At 70.8% G+C, this 18175-nt stretch carries 16 protein-coding genes and 1 pseudogene; 9 read left to right on the plus strand and 8 right to left on the minus strand.

The window, feature by feature from the left end:
• Positions 1 to 75 precede the first annotated feature (75 nt).
• The gene (locus ACIP4X_RS08315) at positions 76 to 1773 is read left to right on the plus strand and encodes a chitinase (protein WP_401347351.1); all 1698 of its coding nucleotides are present in this window, start codon (positions 76 to 78) and stop codon (positions 1771 to 1773) included.
• 113 nt (positions 1774 to 1886) lie between these two features.
• Complete coding sequence (locus ACIP4X_RS08320; RefSeq protein ID WP_391459692.1) at positions 1887 to 2291, plus strand: hypothetical protein; 405 nt, start codon at positions 1887 to 1889, stop codon at positions 2289 to 2291.
• A 67-nt stretch (positions 2292 to 2358) separates the two neighbouring features.
• On the opposite strand, the gene ACIP4X_RS08325 is transcribed toward ACIP4X_RS08320, so the two are convergent.
• From ACIP4X_RS08325 to ACIP4X_RS08335, 3 genes are all read right to left on the minus strand, one after another.
• Positions 2359 to 3051, minus strand: a complete 693-nt coding sequence (locus ACIP4X_RS08325) for a hypothetical protein (protein WP_401347355.1) — start codon at positions 3049 to 3051, stop codon at positions 2359 to 2361.
• 77 nt (positions 3052 to 3128) lie between these two features.
• Positions 3129 to 3548 carry a RidA family protein gene (locus tag ACIP4X_RS08330; RefSeq protein WP_401347358.1) on the minus strand — a complete coding sequence of 140 codons (420 nt, stop codon included), beginning with the start codon at positions 3546 to 3548 and terminating at the stop codon, positions 3129 to 3131.
• Positions 3549 to 3594: 46 nt separating this feature from the next.
• On the minus strand, positions 3595 to 4356 hold the full coding sequence (locus ACIP4X_RS08335) for an IclR family transcriptional regulator (protein ID WP_358728750.1): 762 nt from the start codon (positions 4354 to 4356) through the stop codon (positions 3595 to 3597).
• 193 nt (positions 4357 to 4549) lie between these two features.
• On the opposite strand from ACIP4X_RS08335, the gene ACIP4X_RS08340 reads away from it, so the two are divergent.
• Positions 4550 to 5815, plus strand: coding sequence for an amino acid deaminase (locus ACIP4X_RS08340; protein ID WP_358728748.1), 1266 nt, complete (start codon positions 4550 to 4552; stop codon positions 5813 to 5815).
• 20 nt (positions 5816 to 5835) lie between these two features.
• Positions 5836 to 7479 carry an amidohydrolase family protein gene (locus ACIP4X_RS08345; protein WP_391459696.1) on the plus strand — a complete coding sequence of 548 codons (1644 nt, stop codon included), beginning with the start codon at positions 5836 to 5838 and terminating at the stop codon, positions 7477 to 7479.
• 47 nt (positions 7480 to 7526) lie between these two features.
• Here ACIP4X_RS08345 and ACIP4X_RS08350 read toward each other — a convergent pair whose 3' ends face one another.
• Positions 7527 to 8399, minus strand: coding sequence for a serine protease (locus tag ACIP4X_RS08350; RefSeq protein ID WP_358728744.1), 873 nt, complete (start codon positions 8397 to 8399; stop codon positions 7527 to 7529).
• Positions 8400 to 8808: 409 nt separating this feature from the next.
• Here ACIP4X_RS08350 and ACIP4X_RS08355 point away from each other — a divergent pair, with 409 nt between their 5' ends.
• The 3 genes from ACIP4X_RS08355 to ACIP4X_RS08365 all read left to right on the plus strand — a co-directional run bounded on the left by ACIP4X_RS08355 (position 8809) and on the right by ACIP4X_RS08365 (position 12080).
• The gene (locus ACIP4X_RS08355) at positions 8809 to 10194 is read left to right on the plus strand and encodes a DUF2079 domain-containing protein (protein WP_391459698.1); all 1386 of its coding nucleotides are present in this window, start codon (positions 8809 to 8811) and stop codon (positions 10192 to 10194) included.
• Between the two features lie 140 nt (positions 10195 to 10334).
• Positions 10335 to 11546 (plus strand): pyridoxal phosphate-dependent aminotransferase, encoded by a 1212-nt coding sequence (locus ACIP4X_RS08360; RefSeq protein ID WP_358728740.1) that lies wholly within the window; start codon positions 10335 to 10337, stop codon positions 11544 to 11546.
• Positions 11547 to 11648: 102 nt separating this feature from the next.
• Positions 11649 to 12080 (plus strand): hypothetical protein, encoded by a 432-nt coding sequence (locus ACIP4X_RS08365; protein WP_391459701.1) that lies wholly within the window; start codon positions 11649 to 11651, stop codon positions 12078 to 12080.
• Positions 12081 to 12287: 207 nt separating this feature from the next.
• On the opposite strand, the gene ACIP4X_RS08370 is transcribed toward ACIP4X_RS08365, so the two are convergent.
• The gene (locus ACIP4X_RS08370; protein WP_358728737.1) at positions 12288 to 13166 is read right to left on the minus strand and encodes a hypothetical protein; all 879 of its coding nucleotides are present in this window, start codon (positions 13164 to 13166) and stop codon (positions 12288 to 12290) included.
• Positions 13167 to 13826: 660 nt separating this feature from the next.
• Between ACIP4X_RS08370 and ACIP4X_RS08375 the strand changes: the two genes are divergently transcribed.
• Both ACIP4X_RS08375 and ACIP4X_RS08380 read left to right on the plus strand, forming a co-directional pair.
• Positions 13827 to 14429, plus strand: coding sequence for a tetratricopeptide repeat protein (locus ACIP4X_RS08375; RefSeq protein ID WP_358728735.1), 603 nt, complete (start codon positions 13827 to 13829; stop codon positions 14427 to 14429).
• Complete coding sequence (locus ACIP4X_RS08380; protein ID WP_358728733.1) at positions 14426 to 15700, plus strand: glycosyltransferase; 1275 nt, start codon at positions 14426 to 14428, stop codon at positions 15698 to 15700. Before ACIP4X_RS08375 ends, ACIP4X_RS08380 begins: the two co-directional genes overlap by 4 nt.
• A 34-nt stretch (positions 15701 to 15734) precedes the next feature.
• Here the strand turns inward: ACIP4X_RS08380 and ACIP4X_RS08385 are convergent.
• The 3 genes and pseudogenes from ACIP4X_RS08385 to ACIP4X_RS08395 all read right to left on the minus strand — a co-directional run.
• Positions 15735 to 16031: pseudogene (locus ACIP4X_RS08385) on the minus strand (sugar nucleotide-binding protein); the annotation flags it as partial.
• 18 nt (positions 16032 to 16049) lie between these two features.
• Complete coding sequence (locus ACIP4X_RS08390) at positions 16050 to 16220, minus strand: hypothetical protein (protein ID WP_358728731.1); 171 nt, start codon at positions 16218 to 16220, stop codon at positions 16050 to 16052.
• 143 nt (positions 16221 to 16363) lie between these two features.
• A complete protein-coding gene (locus ACIP4X_RS08395; protein ID WP_401347367.1) occupies positions 16364 to 17416 on the minus strand; it encodes a collagen-like protein in 1053 nt (350 codons plus the stop codon).
• Positions 17417 to 18175: the final 759 nt, after the last annotated feature.

Genomic DNA, 18175 nt, shown 5'->3' on the forward strand with positions numbered 1-18175 from the left:
GGTGGCCACCGCTCGTCCTGCCCTCCCCCTCCCCCCTCACCCCCACCGGAGGCCCCAGTGGACCGCGTACCAGGCATGCCCAGACCCACAGGACGACGGCTGCGCCTGTGGTCGGGAGCCGTCACCGCCGCCCTCGCCCTCTCCTTCGCCGGGGCCGGCCAGGCCTCGGCGGCGGACGTCAACAACGCCAAGAACGCCGGCTTCGAATCGGGCCTGAGCAACTGGACCTGCTCGGCCGGCAGCGGTACGACCGTCTCCTCGCCCGTGCACGGCGGCTCCGCCGCGCTGAAGGGCACCCCGGCCGGGCAGGACAACGCCCAGTGCACCCAGAAGGTCGCGGTCAAGCCCAACTCGACGTACACGTTGAGCGCCTGGGTGCAGGGCGGGTACACCTACCTGGGCGCGACCGGTACGGGCACCACGGACGTCTCCACCTGGACGCCGGACTCGGCGGGCTGGAAGCAGCTCTCGACCACCTTCACCACCGGCTCCTCGACGACCTCGGTGTCGGTGTACCTGCACGGCTGGTACGGGCAGGCGGCGTACTACGCCGACGACGTCTCGGTCTTCGGCCCCGACGGGGGCGGCGGTGACCCGGCCCCGACCGTGCCGTCCGCGCCGGGCGGCCTGGCGGTGACGGGCACGACGTCGTCGTCGGTGTCGCTGTCCTGGAACGCGGTCTCGGGCGCGACGGGTTACAACGTCTACCGCGACGGCTCGAAGGTGACCGCGGTGAGCGGCACCTCGGCGACGGTGACCGGCCTCGCGGCCGCCACCTCCTACTCCTTCCAGGTGACGGCGACGAACGCGGCGGGCGAGTCCGCGAGGTCGGCCACCGTGACGGGCACGACGGCGTCCACCGGCGGGGGCGGAGGCGGGGGCGGCACCCTCGCGAAGCACGCGGTGACCGGCTACTGGCAGAACTTCAACAACGGCGCCACGGTCCAGAGGATCTCGGACGTGCCGTCGCAGTACGACATCATCGCGGTCGCCTTCGCCGACGCCACGGCCACCCGGGGCGCGGTGAGCTTCACCCTCGACTCGGCCGGACTGAACGGCTACACGGTCGACCAGTTCAAGGCGGACATCAAGGCCAAGCAGGCCGCCGGCAAGAAGGTCGTCATCTCGGTCGGCGGTGAGACGGGCACGGTCTCGGTGAGCGACTCGGCCTCCGCGACGAACTTCGCCAACTCGGTGTACTCCCTGATGCAGACGTACGGCTTCGACGGCGTCGACATCGACCTGGAGAACGGCCTGAACGCCACCTACATGACGCAGGCCCTGCGCGCCCTGTCCGGCAAGGCGGGCCCGTCGCTGATCCTCACCATGGCGCCGCAGACCATCGACATGCAGTCCACGTCGGCCGGCTACTTCCAGACCGCGCTGAACGTCAAGGACATCCTCACGGTCGTCAACACCCAGTACTACAACAGCGGTTCGATGCTGGGCTGCGACGGCAAGGTCTACAGCCAGGGCTCGGTGGACTTCCTCACCGCCCTCGCCTGCATCCAGCTGGAGAGCGGCCTCGCCCCGTCCCAGGTCGGCCTGGGCGTCCCCGCCTCCACCAGGGGCGCCGGCAGCGGCTATGTCTCGCCGACGGTGGTGAACAACGCCCTGGACTGCCTGGCCAAGGGCACCAACTGCGGTTCCTTCAAGCCCTCGAAGACCTACCCGGCCCTGCGCGGCGCCATGACCTGGTCCACCAACTGGGACGCGACGGCGGGCAACGCCTGGTCCAACACCGTGGGCCCGCACGTCCACGCCCTGCCGTAACTCCACAGCCCCCTCCACGGCTGCCGCCACGCCCTCGACCGGGCGCGGCGGCAGCCGTTCGGCTTTTCGATCCGGACCCGGGGCCGCTCACCCCCGGCGGATCGATCTCGGCGGTGCTCAGCCGTCTGGTGCCGCACGGCATCGAGATCGTCTCCAGGAGCGGACCGGACGACGACGGCTTCGGGTACGTCGTCCTGGACGACGGCAGGGGCAGGAGCCTCGTGCAGGTCAACGTCCAGCCGGACATGCGGGACGTGGAGAAGCAGCTGTTCGGCCCGGACGCCAAGGTCCTGCCCGACGGCACCAAGGTCGCCACACGCAAGCAGCCCGGCGAGAAGGGCATTCCGGGGATCGTCTGGTGGAGCGCGGACACCATCCGGCCCGACGGCCGGCGCGTGGTGATCAGCGCATTCAACTCCGGGGCGCAGAACACCCCGGCGACCCGTAAGGACCCCGTGCTCACCATGAAGCAGCTGGAGGCGATCGCCACCGCCCCGACGTGGCATCCGCAGGACTGATCACCGGCTGGTACCGGGCCCGGGCGGCTGCCGGGGCCCGGTACCTCCGGGACGGGGATGGTCCGGGTCAGGCGTCGTCGGCGGACGGCTCGTCCGCCGTGTCCTTCCCGGCGGTGGTGTCCTTGTCCGCGTCGTCCTTGGCAGCGTCGTCCTTGACGGCGGTGTCCTTGACGGCGGTGTCCTTGACGGCGGTGTCCTCGGCGGTGTCGTCCTCGTTCGCCGTGCCGTCGTCGAAGTACGCGTCCAGGACCGCGTCCAGCCGCGTCTCCCACTCGGCGAAGCTCGACCTGGCCGGGGCCTCGATCTCGATGGGGTACCAGCGCCGCTCGGGGGTGTGCACGGTGATGGTGAACAGCTTGCCGAAACGGGCGGTCTCCGTCTCGACGGCGCCGATCTCGTCCCAGCGGAACTCGCACTCCTGGTCGTCCAGGCAGAGACGCACGCCGCTGTGATCGGCGACGATGCGGGCCCGGCGGTCAGCGGCCTCGAAGACGGGACCGTCGACGGCCTCCTCCCGCTTCTGTTCCGGCCGCTTCTGCTCCGGCCGCTCCTCTTCCTGCTTCTCCTCCTGCCGTTCCGCCTCCACGGCGGTTGCGGCGTCGTCCGCGGCCGGCGGCTGCCCGGCCTGCGGCGGCCGCGCGTCCTCCGGTTCCGCCGTCGCGGGTGCGGTGAGCCCGGGGATGTGGGCCGGGTCGAACCCGGCACCCTTCACGGGCTCGGCCTTCAGGGGCTGGCTGCTCGAACCTATGCGCTGCTCCACAGCGGGCAGTATGGTCGACGAACCTGTGCCGGACACAGCCAGCCCCGACTTCGTTATACGAAGATGGCCAAGACGCGTCAGCCGAGCACGGCAAGCGCGTCGATCTCGATGAGCAGACCCGCGGGCAGGCCGACGTAGACGGTGGTGCGGGCGGCGGGCGGCTGGGTGAGACCCTGCTCCTCGAAGTACGTGTTGTACAGGTCGTTCATCTCGGCGAAGTGGTCCACGTCCGTGAGGTAGACGCGGATCATCATCGCGTCGTCCCAGGTCGCGCCGCCCTCCTCCAGGATCGCCTTGACGTTGGCGAGCGTCTGGAGGGTCTGCTCGCGCAGGGTCGGGCCGGCCGGTGTGGGCGCCTTGCCCTCCTCGGCGGGCAGGAAGCCGACCTGGCCGGCGACCTGGAGGATGTTGCCCTTGCGCACCCCGTGGGAGAACTTCGCGGGCGGGGTGGTGTGGGTCGCGGGGGTGAGGGCGGTCTTGGCCGTCGTGTCGCTCATACGAGGTCCTTCATGTCCTTCATACGGGGTCGTTCGTACGGGTCGCTCATACGGGGTCCTTCACCGGGCTCCTGCCGGAGAACTCGTCGCTGACGGCATCCGCGGCACGACGCACCAGCGGGAGCAGGGCGAGGAGTTCGTCGGCGGTGACGACGACATTCGGCGCGGAGACCGACATCGCGGCGGCCACCCGGCCGTCGGCGCCGCGGATGGGCGCGGCGACGCAGTTGATGGACTCCTCGTGGCCGCCGAGGTCGGCGGCCCAGCCCTGTTCGCGCACCGTCGCCAGCTCCGTCAGGAAGGCGGCGGCGTTCGGTGTCGAACGGGCCGTGTACAGAGGGTATTCGAGCCTCTGGGCGACCGCGCGCCGCTCGGGGGCGGGCAGGTCGGCGAGCAGCAGTTTGGCCACGGCCGCGACGGTGATGGCGACGGGTCGGCCGATCCGGGAGTACATGCGCACCGGGTAGCGGCTTTCCACTTTGTCGATGTAGAGCACCTCGCCGTCCTCGTGGACGGCGAGGTGCACGGTGTGCCCGCACTGCTCGTTCAGGCGCAGGAGGTGGGGATGGGCGATCTCGCGCACGTCCAGGCTCTCCATCGCCTCCTGGGCGAGGGCGAAGAGCCGGGCGCCGAGGCGGTAGCGCTGGTCGGACTGACGGTGGACGAGCCCGTGCTGGTGGAGGGTGCGCAGCAGCCGCAGCGCCGTGGACTTGTGGACGCCGAGGCGGTCGGCGACCCGCCCGAGGTCGGCGGGGCCCTCGGCGAGCAGCGGCAGGATGCTCAGCGCCCGGTCGACGGTCTGGCTCACGGCGTGCGTACCTCCTCCTCGGCCTCCTGGACCCCTGCCCGGTACCCGTCGCCCGGCCGGGAGGAGCGGGTCCCGGTCTCCGCCGCGGTTCCGAGGCTCTGGCGTTGACCCGGCTCCGGCGGGATGCTAGACACCGGTGAGCACTGTACGCAATGACCATTGCACATTTTGCAACGGTCTCGAAGGAGGCTCGATGAGCACGGAAGCCCTCGCCCGGCTGGCCGAGGAACGGGTCGACCACCGTTTCAAGGGCCTCCCGCCGGACGCGGACGGTCTGACCGTCGGCGAGTTGACCGCCCAGCGCCGCAACCTCTTCACCGACGGCTTCGCCACGCCCGTGCTCGCCCTCTCCGCCGAGCGCCTGGAGCACAACCTGAGGCTGATGGAGACCTACGCGGCCCGCCACGGCCTCGCGTTCGCGCCGCACGGCAAGACCTCCATGGCGCCGCAGCTCTTCCACCGCCAGCTGGAGCACGGCGCCTGGGGCATCACGCTGGCCGTGCCGCACCAGGTGCGCGTGGCCCGGGCGTTCGGCATCCGCCGGGTCTTCCTGGCCAACGAGCTGGTGGACCCGGCGGCCCTGCGCTGGGTCGCCGCCGAGCTGGCCGCCGACCCGTCCTTCCGTTTCGTCTGCTACGTCGACTCCGTGCGCGGCGTGGAGCTGATGGACGCGGCCCTGGAGGGGGCCGCCCGACCGGTGGACGTGGTCGTCGAACTGGGAGCCGGTGAGGGCGCGCGGACCGGAGTGCGCACGGAGGCCGAGTGCCTGGCGGTCGCCGACGCGGTGACCGCCACGGACACCCTGCGTCTGGTCGGGGTCGCCGGCTACGAGGGCGAGGTGCCCCAGGCCGACCCCGACCGGGTACGGGCCTGGCTGACCCGGCTCGTCGCCCTGGCCGTGGACCTCGACAAGGCGGGGCGGTTCGGGCACGCGGAGGAGATCGTGGTGAGCGCGGGCGGCAGCGCCTGGTTCGACACGGTGGCCGAGGTGTTCGCCGGCATCCCCGAACTCTCCCTGCCCGTACTGAAGTTGCTGCGCTCGGGCGCGTACGTCTCGCACGACGACGGGCACTACCGCAAGGTCACGCCCTTCAACCGCGTTCCCGAGGAGGGCGCCCTCGAGCCCGCCTTCCGCCTCTGGGCCCAGGTGGTCTCCCGCCCCAGCCCCGGACAGGCCTTCGTCAACGCGGGCAAGCGGGACGCGGCCCACGACCTCGACCTGCCCTCCGCCCAGGTGGTGCGGCGCGACGACGTGGAGCGCCCGGCGACGGGCATCGAGGTCACCCGGCTGTCCGACCAGCACGCCTGGCTGAGCACCGCCCCCGGCGCGGAGCTGGAGGTCGGCGACTGGGTCGGCCTGGGGCTCTCCCACCCGTGCACGTCCTTCGACAAGTGGCCGCTCATCCCGGTGGCCGAGGCGGACGGTACCGTCGTCGACTACGTCCGTACGTTCTTCTAGGAGCTTCGAAAGGCGCCGCCATGGATCCGGTGGAGTTCGCCGACTACGCCGATCTGGCCATCCGGGACGCGGACGTCGCCGACGGCACCGGAGCCCCTTCCTACCGCGCCGACGTGGCCGTCAAGGACGGCAGGATCGTCTCGGTCGTGAAGGAGGCCGCGGCGGCCGGCTGCCGGCGGCCGCGGGCGCGGCGGGAGCTGGACGCGGAGGGCCTGGTGCTCGCCCCGGGCTTCATCGACATGCACGCCCACAGCGACCTCGCCCTCCTGCGCGACCCCGACCACAGCGCGAAGGCCGCGCAGGGCGTCACGCTGGAGGTCGTCGGGCAGGACGGGCTGTCCTACGCGCCGGTCGACGACCGCACCCTCGCCGAGGTGCGCCGGGCGATCAGCGGCTGGAACGGCGACGGCGACGACATCGACTTCACCTGGCGTTCGGTGGGCGAGTACCTGGACCGGCTCGACCACGGCTTCGGCGGCGAGGGCATCGCCGTCAACGCCGCCTACCTGGTCCCGCAGGGCACGGTCCGGGCGCTCGCCGTCGGCTGGGAGGACCGCGCGGCCACGCCCGAGGAGCTGGACCGGATGCGGCAGTTGGTCGCCGACGGCCTGCGGCAGGGCGCGGTCGGCATGTCCTCCGGGCTGACCTACACCCCCGGGATGTACGCGGAGGACGCCGAACTGACCGAGCTGTGCCGGGTGGTGGCGGCGCACGGCGGCTACTACTGCCCGCACCACCGCAGTTACGGCGCCGGAGCCCTCGACGCGTACGCGGAGATGGTGCGGGTCGCACGCGAAGCGGACTGCCCGCTGCACCTCGCGCACGCCACCATGAACTTCGGCCCGAACAAGGGCCGCGCCGGCGAACTCCTCGCCCTCCTGGACGAGGCGCTCGCCGCCGGCGCCGACATCACCCTGGACACCTACCCCTACACCCCCGGCTGCACCACCCTGGTGGCCCTGCTGCCGAGCTGGGCGGGCGAGGGCGGCCCGGAGGCGGTCCTCGGGCGGCTGGCCGACGAGGGCACCGCGGAGCGGATCCGCCACGACCTGGAGGTGACGGGCTCGGACGGCTGCCACGGGGTCCCGGTGGAGTGGGAGACGGTCGAGATCTCCGGGGTCACCGTCCCGGCGCTCGCCGAGTACACCGGCCTGACGGTCCGGGAGGCGGCGGTTCGGCGCGGCGAGGAGCCCTGGACCACCGCCCGGCGGCTGCTGCTGGAGGACCGGCTGGGCACGACGGTCCTGCAGCACGTCGGCCACGAGGAGAACGTCCGGGCGATCATGCGCCACCGCGTGCACACCGGCGGCTCCGACGGCATCCTGCGCGGCACCAAGCCGCATCCGCGGGCCTACGGCACCTTCCCGCGCTATCTCGGCCGGTACGTGCGGGAGTTGGGCGTGCTGTCGCTGGAGGAGTGCGTCGCGCACCTCACCGGGAGGCCGGCGGCCCGGCTGCGGCTGCCGGACCGGGGCGTGGTCCGCGAGGGGTACCGGGCCGACCTGGTCCTGTTCGACCCGGCCACGGTCGCGCCGGGTGCCACCTTCGAGCGGCCGCGCGCGCTGCCGACGGGGATTCCCTACGTCCTGATCGACGGCCGGTTCGTGATCGAGGACGGGCGGCGCACGGACGTACTGGCGGGACGGGCGGTCCGCCGGACCTGAGGCACGACCGCCCGCCCCGCGCTGTGCCTTACCGGTGCTTTTCCGGGTCAGGGCTTGGGCAGGACGCAGCCGCTCTTGTTCAGGTCGAGCTGGTTGCCGGTGCCGAAGCAGGCGGGGATCTGGTAGGTCTGCTCGGCGTAGTTGATGCCCTGGCGGACGGTGACGGTGCCGTTCGCGTCGACCTCGCACGGGTTGTTCACGGTGCAGCGTCCGCCGCTCTCGTTGCCGGTGTTGTTGACGGCGACGACCTTGCCGGTGGCGTTGTCGACGACGGGCGAGCCGGACGTGCCGCCGATCGTGTCGCAGGCGGAGGTGTAGCGGACCGAGTCCTTCCAGGTCCAGTTCCCCTCCTGCAGGCGGTAGACGAAGCCGTCGATGTTGCAGCTGTAGATCCGCTTCCAGTAGCCGGAGACCACCTTGATGGCGGTGCCGGCGACCGGGTGGGTGTCGCTCAGGGTCAGCGCGTTGATGCCGTAGGAGTTCTTGATCTGCGCGTAGGTGCTGGTGAGCTGGTAGATCGTGACGTCCGTGTCGGTCATGGTCGAGTAGACGACCTTGTTCGCCCGGAGCGTCGCGACCTGGGTGCCGGCCGAGTTCAGCAGGCCGAAGGTGCGGCTGGACGACTGGCCCACGATCACCTGTCCGGGCGACGGGAAGCCGGTCTCCAGGCAGTGGCCGTTGCTGAGCACGAGCGCCGGGTCGCTGTCCGCGGAGGCGGGGAGGCGGACGACCGAACCGGAGCAGTTGCTCAGCGCGACGGTGCCGGCGAAGTCGACGGCCGCCAGAGCGGGACTCGCACCGGCCGTCCCCTTCGCAGGGGCGGACACCGCGCCACTGGTCTGCGTGGCGGCCGCCGCGGGTGCCATGCCCGCCCCGGTGATCACCAGGGTCGCGAGCGCGGCAAGGAGAGGCTTGTTCATCTGTGGGGGTCCCCTCTTCAGACGTGAGCGACCGGAGATCTTCCGGTCGCCTGTCTTGTCATGTGCATTGTGAGGCCGTGAGGGGGCGGCCACAAGAAGCCCGTCGCGGCCGGCGGAAGACGGGGCGCACCGGGCGTCGAAGGGGCCGGCGAAGGCGCCGCACCGCGTTCCCGTGCGGCCATTCGGCGGATTCTGACCACGCGGGAGTTTGGCCGACGCCGCGTCACGGTCGAATGCCGCACCCGGCTGGCATCTTGAGGGCTGCCAATCCCGGCTCCCGGAAGGGCTCTCGATGCAGGCACCGTCCACCAAAAGCGCAGCGGTCCCCACGCAGTCGCCGTCCAGGAAGCGGACGGCGGCCGGATCGCCGCACTCAGGCCACCTCGCCGGCACCTGGTGGATCTGGGCCATGGCGGGAACGCTGTTCGTGATGTACGCGGCGCTGTCGCTGCGCCTCCACCATCGGATGATCACCAGCAGCTACGACCTGGGAGTCTTCGAGCAGGTCGTCCGCTCCTACGCGGAAGGGCACCTGCCGGTCTCCGAAGTGAAGGGGCCGGGCTTCCCCGCCCTGGGAGACCACTTCTCGCCCGTCCTGGCGCTGGTGGCGCCCTTCTACTGGGTGTGGCAGGGAGCGGAGACACTCCTCGTCGTGCAGGCCGCGCTGATCGCCGTGAGCGTGATCCCGCTGGCCCTCTGGGCGCGTCGCACCCTCGGTGTTCAGGCCGCCGCGGTGATCGGCGCCTGCTACGGACTGTCCTGGGGAGTCGCCGGCGCGGTCGGCTACGACTTCCACGAAGTCGCCTTCGCCGCACCGCTCCTGACCCTCTCGCTCACCGCCCTGGGCAACGACCGGCTCGTCGCCGCGGCATGCTGGGCCCTGCCGCTCCTGCTGGTGAAGGAGGACCTCGGGTTCACGGTTCTCGCCATCGGTCTCGTCATCGCCCGGCGCGGCAACCACAGGCTCGGACTGTTCGCGGCCGCGGTCGGTCTCGCCGGGGCGGCACTCGCGCTCTTCGTGATTCTGCCGGCGTTCAGTCCGAGCGGGTCCTTCGCCTACTGGTCCCTGCTGCAGGACTCCCCCGGCGCCCCCGGAACGGCCGGAAGCGGTGCGGGCGGCGGCCTGCTGGACCTGCTCCACCGGGGCACGATCGGCCTCGTCACCCCGCAGACCAAGGTGACGACGCTCCTCCTGGTGCTCGCCCCCACTCTGTTCCTGGCGCTGCGGTCACCCCTGGTGTGGGTCGCCGTGCCGACCTTGGTGTGGCGCTTCGCGTCCAACAACGGCCTCCACTGGGGGACCGGAAACCACTACTCGCTCGTGCTGATGCCGGTCGTGTTCGCGGCGTTCGTCGACGCCCTGGTGCGGCGCGGGACGAGCGGGCCCAGCCTGCGCCGTTACCTCGCGGGCTCCGCCGCGGTCACCCTCGCCGTCCTGCCGGCCTTCCCGCTGTTCCAGCTGTTCCGGCCGGACACCTGGCGGACCGATCCGCGTGTCGGCGTCGCCCGTCGTCTGATGGACTCCATCCCCGACGGTGCCACGGTCCAGGCGTCCGACCATCTGGTGCCCCAGCTGACCGACCGCACGAGCGTCGGCGTCTACGGCGCCGAGGGCAACCGCCCCAACCCGCAGTGGATCATGGTGGACACCTGGGTTCCGGACGGTGCGCGAGGATGGGTGGGCGCCCCGCTGAGCGTCGAGGCCGAACAGCAGCGCCTTTCGGAAGAACGCGGCAACGGATACGACCTGGTGGCGGCCCAGGACGGCTACGTACTGCTGCGCCACCACAAGTGAGCGGACCGCGACCGCATACCGGCCGGCCCGCGACGAGACGGTTCAAGCTACGCCTTCAGTGTCAAAAATGATCAAAACACCTGTCTCACGTGGTGGAAAACACGCCCCCCGCGGCAGCGCACGGCCGTAAGCTCGCGGACATGCAGGTGATCCAGTCCACGAAGCTCGCCAATGTCTGCTACGAGATCCGGGGTCCGGTGCTCGAGGAGGCAATGCGGCTGGAGGCGGCCGGTCACCGCATCCTGAAGCTGAACACGGGCAACCCGGCGGCCTTCGGCTTCGAGTGCCCGCCGGAGATCCTGGAGGACATCCTCCGCAACGTCTCCACGGCCCACGGCTACGGCGACGCCAAGGGCCTGCTGGCCGCCCGGCGCGCGGTCGTCATGCACAACCAGACCCTCGGGATCGAGACGGACGTCGAGCACGTCTTCATCGGCAACGGCGTCTCCGAGCTGATCGTGATGGCCATGCAGGGCCTGCTGAACGACGGCGACGAGGTCCTCGTCCCGGCGCCGGACTACCCCCTGTGGACGGCCGCGGTCTCCCTGTCCGGCGGCACCGCCGTCCACTACCGCTGCGACGAGCAGTCCGACTGGATGCCCGACCTCGCCGACGTGGAGCGCAAGGTCACCGACCGCACCAAGGCGATCGTCGTCATCAACCCCAACAACCCCACCGGTGCGGTCTACGACGAAACGGTGCTCAAGGGGCTGACCGACATCGCCCGCCGGCACAACCTGCTGGTCTGCTCCGACGAGATCTACGACAAGATCCTCTACGACGGCGCCACGCACACCCCGACCGCGTCGGTCGCGCCGGACCTGCTGACCCTGACCTTCAACGGCATGTCCAAGGCGTACCGGGTGGCCGGCTACCGGGTGGGCTGGATGTCCGTCTCCGGCCCCCGCGCACACGCCGACTCCTACCTCGAGGGCCTGACGATCCTGGCGAACATGCGCCTGTGCGCGAACATGCCGGGCCAGCACGGCGTGGTGGCCGCGCTCAGCGGGCGGCAGAGCATCGGCGACCTGGTCCTGCCGGGCGGGCGGCTGAAGGAGCAGATGGACGTCGCCTACGAGCTGCTCACGCGGATCCCGGGCGTGAGCTGCGTACGGCCGAAGGGGGCGCTGTACCTCTTCCCGCGCCTCGACCCCGCGGTCTTCAAGATCAGGGACGACCGGCAGATGGTCCTGGACCTGCTGCGCCGCGAGAAGATCATGGTCGTCCAGGGCACGGGCTTCAACTGGCCCGAGCCGGACCACTTCCGGGTCGTCACACTGCCCTCGGTCGGCGACCTGCGGGACGCCATGGACCGGATCGGCACCTTCCTGGACGGCTACGGCCAGGCCTGACGCTCACGTTCGGTACTCCCGCGGACCCACACCGCGAACAGACTCAACTTTAGACGCGTTCTAAGCTAGGATGTCTTCTGTCAGAGCACAGGAGGCCATCCCATGTACGAACCGAACCGCACCGGGCCCTCCGGCAGGTCCGTCCAGGGCCCGATGGCCGGCACCACCTCCGACTTCCCCCACCGCTCCCGCGAGGAGGAGCTGGACATCCAGCTCGCGGGCCATCTCGCGGCACTGCTCGCCGTCACGGACGAGCTGCGCGCACTGACCCCCTCCGCCGACCTGGACCACGCGGCCGGGCGGCTGACCGAGCAGGTGGCCCGGCTGGGCGGCGGCCACGGTCCGGCCCGCACCTCGGTGGCGGCCGCCCGCGAACCGTCGGCACTGCACCAGCGGGCGCACGCGCTCGCGGGCCGCGCGCTCGTCGTCGCCGCCTCCCGGGCGGACACCGCGGCGGCGATCCTGGCGGCCGAGCGGATGGACGCGCACGCGGCCGCGCTGGGCGAGCCGCGGAAGCTGAGCCCCGCCGGCTAGGGCCGCGGCAGGCACGTTCGCCCCGTCGCGACGCCCGGCACGTTGCCCCGAGCGAGCAGTCCAGGGTCTGGATCCGCCCGGCCGGGGCTCGTCGGCCAGACCGTCCAGCCACTCAGCGAGGAACCGTCTGGCCCGCCTCACCCCCACGCTCCGGGCACGGCAGGCTCGGCATCGCCCAGCAGTGGTTCCGACTCCGGGGCCACCGGCCTAGGAACAGCCGGGTACGGTGCTGGGGCTGCCGCAGTTGTTGGGGCGGTTACCGGTGACTCGACTGGCGATCCGCGTCACCGAGCCGCTGGCGTTGAAGATGCCGCCACCGTTCGCACCTGTTCCCAGTGCCCGGCTTCTGGTCACCGGGCTACGGGTGAGGGCCACCGTGCCGGAGCCCGTGTTGAAGATGCCGCCACCGCGGGAGTTCGTGCCGTTGACGGTGTTGCCGGTGACCGGGCTGTCGGTGAGCCGCACCGTGCCGACGGTATTGAAAATTCCGCCGCCCTGCGCATTGGCACCGGTGACGTCGTTGCCTGTGACTTGGGTGCTGGTCAGCGTTGCCTTCGTGCCGACGGCGGCGGCGATCCCGCCACCCAGGACGCTCGCGTGGTTGCCGATGATCCGGCTTCTGTCGAGGGTCGCCGTGCCGGAACCTCCGAATGGGCTCACGAACACCGCTCCGCCAGAACTCGCCTTGTTGTTGCGGAGCGTGCTCCTGTTGACGCTGAACGCACCGTTGTCGTTGTCGACGGCCCCACCAAAGACGTCGGCGGTGTTGGTCTTGAGGCTGGCGTTGTTCAGCGTCAGTGCGGGACCGGTGCCGTTGAGCCGGATGGCACCGCCCCGGCCGTTGCCAAGGCTGGTGGACGCGTGACCGTTGCTGAGGGTCAGGGCGTTGAGAATGAGGTTTGCATTGGGGCCGTCGATTTCGAAGAAACGGAATTTGGCCGCGGTTGCGGCTCGGGTGATGGTGTCGCCACACCCGTTGATCGTGACCTTGCTCTTGATGACCGGCAGTCCGTTGTCGTCGTTGGGCGGTGCGGCGTCGGTGAGGGTGTAGGTGCAGCCGCGCCTGAGGTTGACCGTGCCGCCCACTGTGGCGACCTTCCCGGTCGCGGCTTGCAGGTCGCTCTCTCTGCAACTGGTCACCGAGTGGGTCCGGACCCGGCATGGCAGCTTGTGCGGCGGCGGGAGGCGTGATGACGCCAAGGGCGACGGGGGCGAGTCCCATGAAGACGGGGACGATACGAGAGATGCTCGGACGCATCAGGGCTCCCCGGGGCGGATCGCGAATGTCATTCGCGTGGGTGGTACCGGAACACCGACAGGAATGATTCATGTCGGATCAATCAGCAGAAGGACAACACACCCGACTGCGATCACAATTCAGCCGAGAGGTCCTCGAATCCCCCGCCCGCTTCTGCCGACGGATTCCAGGCGCAGGACAACAGCACCCACCAGCTCCGATCAGAGGCCCCTTGATCGGCCGCCGTCCGCGCAACCGCGGCCACGCACGCACCGCTGCGCCGGCTTTCCTGCGTACATTCGAGTGGTCTGTACGCCCCACATGCCTGCCGAACGGCGACGTCGACAATCCGGCCTCGTAACGTCGGCGCACATGACGGTGGTTCGGACTCCAGCCCGTCGGTACCCGGCAGGACCCGCCCTCCGGTTCCGGCCGCGCGAGAAGAGCCACCTCTGTCCGTCCCTCACTATTCCACGAAATGTGACAAAGTGAAACGTAGGAGATTGTGGGTGACGCTCGTCGGTCTGGGCGCAGTTGCCACCGGGGTGACCTCCTGGGCGATCACGTCCCACTCGACGACCGCGACCGCCCCGGAATCCAAGGCCGTGCAGGGCCACAAGGCGCAAGAGGCGGCCACGCTTCTGCAAGCGGGCAACCTCCAGGTGCAGTACCGCGATTACGTCGGGGCGACCATGACCTTCCGGCGCGTGCTGCAGCTCGATCCGCACAACAAGGTCGCCTGGTACGACCTTGGTGTCGTCGCCCAGCAGGAAGGCAGGGCCGGTGACGCCCGTAAGGCCTACGACGAGGCGCTGAAGATCGACCCGAAGTACGCCTCGGCCCTCTACAACAAGGCGGTCCTGCTGAAGCCGAGCGACCCCGGCCAGGCCGTCGGACTCCTGCGACGCGCCATCGCCGCCACGCCCAGGGCCGCCACGGCCCATCTCCAACTCGGGCTGATCCTCGCCCAGAAGGACCGCGACGACGAGGCCGAGGAGGAGTTCGGACGCGCCGTCGCGGCCGATCCCTCACTGCACTCCGCGGTCCCGGAGGAGTTCCGGGACAAGGTAAGCCCCACACCGACATCGAGTCAGGCAGGTGCCACCAGATGACGTCGACTGCGACACCGAGGTTCTCCGTCTTCACCCCCAGCCACCAGCCCCGCTTCCTCGATGAATGCCTCAAGACCCTCCAGGCGCAGACCTGCGCGGACTGGGAGTGGATCGTCCTGCTCAACAACGGCGCCAGGTGGCGGCCCGAGCAGGCGGACGACCGGGTCCGCGTGGAGATCGCGGACGGCATCAGCGGCGTCGGGGCGGCCAAGCGCAGGGCCTGCGAGCTGGCCCGCGGGGAGGTCCTGGTCGAACTCGACCACGACGACCTCCTGGCGAAGGCCTGTCTGGCCGAGTTGGGCAAGGCGTTCGACGCACACCCCGACGCGGTCCTCGTCTACAGCAACACCGCGCAGATCACCGAGGACGGCAAGCGCGACAACTCCCGCTTCAACGAGGCCCACGGCTGGAAGTTCGAGGACGTGCGGGTCGACGGGCGCAAACTGCTCCAGGCCGTCTCCATGGAGCCCACGCCGCACAACGTCTCCTACATCTGGTACGCGCCGAACCACGTGCGGGCGTTCCGCAAGGTGAGCTACGAGAAGGCCGGCGGGTACGACGCCTCCCGCACCGTGCTGGACGACCAGGACCTGATGTGCCGGCTGTTCCACGTCGGCGACTTCCACCACATCGACCGCTGCCTCTACCTCCAGCGGATGCACCCGGCGAACACCCAGCGCGACCCGGAGATCAACGCTCACATCCAGCGAGAGACGGTCGCCCTGTACGACAAGTACATCGAGGCCAACGCCCTGGCCTGGAGCGGGCGTCGCGGACTGCTCGCCCTGGACCTCGGCGCGGCCCACCGCAAGCCGCCGGGCTACCTGGGCGTGGACCAGTACCCGGGGGAGGGCGTCGACATCGTCGCGACCCTGCCCGGAAAGCTGGACCTGCCCGACAACTCCGTGGGCCTGATGCGGGCGGTGGACTTCCTGGAGCACGTACCCGCGAAGGTGCCGCTGATCAACGAGTTGTACCGGCTGCTGGCGCCCGGTGGAATGCTCCTCACCATGACGCCCAGCTCCGACGGCCGCGGCGCGTACCAGGACCCGACCCACGTCGCCTACTACAACGAGAACTCGTTCTGGTACTACACGGACAACCAGTACCGCACCTTCGTGCCCGAGATCCAGGCCAGGTTCCAGTCCTCGCGCCTGGTGACGTACTTCCCCAGCGAGTGGCACTCCCGGAACAACATCTCCTACGTCGTCGCCAACCTCATCGCGATGAAGGAGGGCGCCGAGCGGTGCGGAGGACTGCTGCTGGTCTAGAACCCGCACGGCGTGAGGGCGCCCCGGCGAACCGTCAGGTCCGCCGGGGCGCCCTGTTGTCCGGGTCCGACCCGGGCGGCCGGCCCGACCGGCAGGCGCGAGCCGCGGCGGCCGCCGTCCCGTGGTACGTGCCGGCCGGCGCCTTCCCGGCCAGGGCCGCACGGCCGAGAACCGCGAGACGCCGGGCCGGAGCACGGGACCAGGTGGGCTGTCCGTGCTGCTCGGAGACTGCTTGCAGGGGCCGGCGCCGGGCTGCGGGTTCGAGCATGACGGCCACGAAGTCGCGTCCGTACGCGCCATGGAGCCGGGGAGCGCGCACGATGCGGGAGCGCGCGCACCGTGCGAGCCTCTACCAGGTGGCGTACGCCCGTGCCGTCGACGGCCGTTGCCGCTTCCCCGGCACGCTCCGCGCCGTCGACGTCCAGGCGGCGCGGTTGACGACCGCGGGGTGGCCCCGGACGGCCTCGCGCACGGCGGCGGGATCGGTGGTGTCCAGCCGGTCACGGCCCGGTGCGCTCATGACGGAGGCCGGGTCGGCTGCGAGTCCTGTCGTCGAATCGGACCTGGGGTGTACCGCCGCGTCCCAGGTGCGGCGGCACACGGGCGGTGCCCCGAGGCCGAAGCCTCGGGGCACCCTCGTTCACTTCCGGGCCGGGCAGCCGATCACGGGGCCGCGGTGCAGATCGCGTAGGCCGTGAGCACGGTGCCGTCGCTGGAGGTGGCCTGCCATCCGGTGGCGGGGCCGGAACCGGTGAAGACCGGGGCGCTCTGGCTCGCAGCGGAGCCCCCAGCGGCCTGGTAACCGCCACCGATGGCCTCGCCGGTGGGGCAGACGGCGGTCGACGTCGTTCCCTGAGGTCCGGTCACGACAGTGGTGGGGCTGACCGTGCCCTGAGCACCCTGGGTTCCCTGGGTTCCCTGGGTTCCCTGCGGGCCCTGGACACCCACGTCACCCTGAGCGCCCTGCGGGCCGAGCCCGCCCTGAGCACCGATGTCACCCTGCGGACCCTGAGCACCGATCGCACCCTGGACACCCTGCGGGCCGAGCCCGCCCTGAGCACCGATGTCACCCTGCGGACCCTGGACGCCGGGAAGACCGGGCAGGCCGATGCCGCCCTGCGCACCCTGCGGACCCGTGGCACCGGGGTCGCCCTGGAAGCCCTGCGATCCCTGAACACCGGGGATGCCCTGCTCACCGGTCGCACCCTGCGGACCCGTGGCACCGGTCAGGCCGGTCGAACCGGTCGAACCCTGCGGACCCATCGGACCGGTCGCACCCGTGGCACCCGTGGCGCCCGTGTCGCCCTGCGGGCCCTGGGGGCCTGTGGCACCCGTGGTGCCTGTGGCACCCGGGTCGCCCTGCGGACCCGTGGCACCGGTCAGGCCGGTCGAACCGGTCGCGCCCTGCGGACCCATCGGACCGGTCGCACCCGTGGCACCCGTGGCGCCGGTGACGCCCTGGAAACCCTGCGCACCCTGAACACCCGGGACGCCCTGCTCGCCGGGCACACCCTGCGGACCCGTGGCACCGGTGGCGCCGATGTCGCCCTGGGTTCCCTGCGGACCCGTGGCACCGGTCGCACCAGTGACGCCCTGGAAACCCTGCGCACCCTGAACACCCGGGACGCCCTGCTCGCCGGGCACACCCTGCGGACCCGTGGCACCGGGCACACCGGTGACGCCCTGGGTTCCCTGCGGACCCGTGGCACCGGGCACACCCTGGGTTCCCTGCGGACCCTGGGGACCCCGGGGACCAGCGCCGACGCCTCCGGGACCCTGTGGTCCCCGGGGACCGCGGTCGCCCTTGGGGCCGCGGTCACCCTTGTCGCCCTTCGGGCCCCGCTTGCCATCCTTGCCCTGCGGACCCTGCGGGCCCCGCTTGCCCTGCGGCCCCTGCGGGCCGCGGTCGTGGTGGCCCCTGTCGGCCCATGGATCGTTGGAGCCGGCTGTCACGGCCGCACTGCGATCGCTCGACCTCTCGATCGCGTTGGCGATGGCAGCCGTGCTCGGGGCAACGTTGAGCGCCACGGCGAGCGCGCTCGCCGATACGAGCGTGGCCGACCTCAAACGTGAACTTCGGATCGTTCTACGGTTCAAGAGAACCTTCCTCAGGAACTGGGAGGGATCAAACCGCAAGCACGCGCAGTCGGTGCGCTTCGTTCGCATGCGGGTCACGTGCCCTTGGCCACGGACGAAGACATTCTTTACTCACGGTGACGGGAATTTGCGCAGCAAACACAGTACATGGTCGTGAATCACCCGAGCAGCCTCAATACGCCCGAATTTACCTACGCCCGTTCCCCCCTTTCGCGCGGGCCCCAATTCCGCGGACACTTCCGCCTCGGACACTGCTCGGACGGCCTCTGCGACAGTCGGCACAACCCTCGGAGGAGGGGCGCAAATGGCAAGACGAGAGTCGAGGGGATTGACCCCGTTCACATGGTGACGCGTATCCCGCAGAACACGGATATACGA

This window comes from Streptomyces sp. NPDC088817, assembly GCF_044750345.1.
GTDB lineage: Bacteria > Actinomycetota > Actinomycetes > Streptomycetales > Streptomycetaceae > Streptomyces.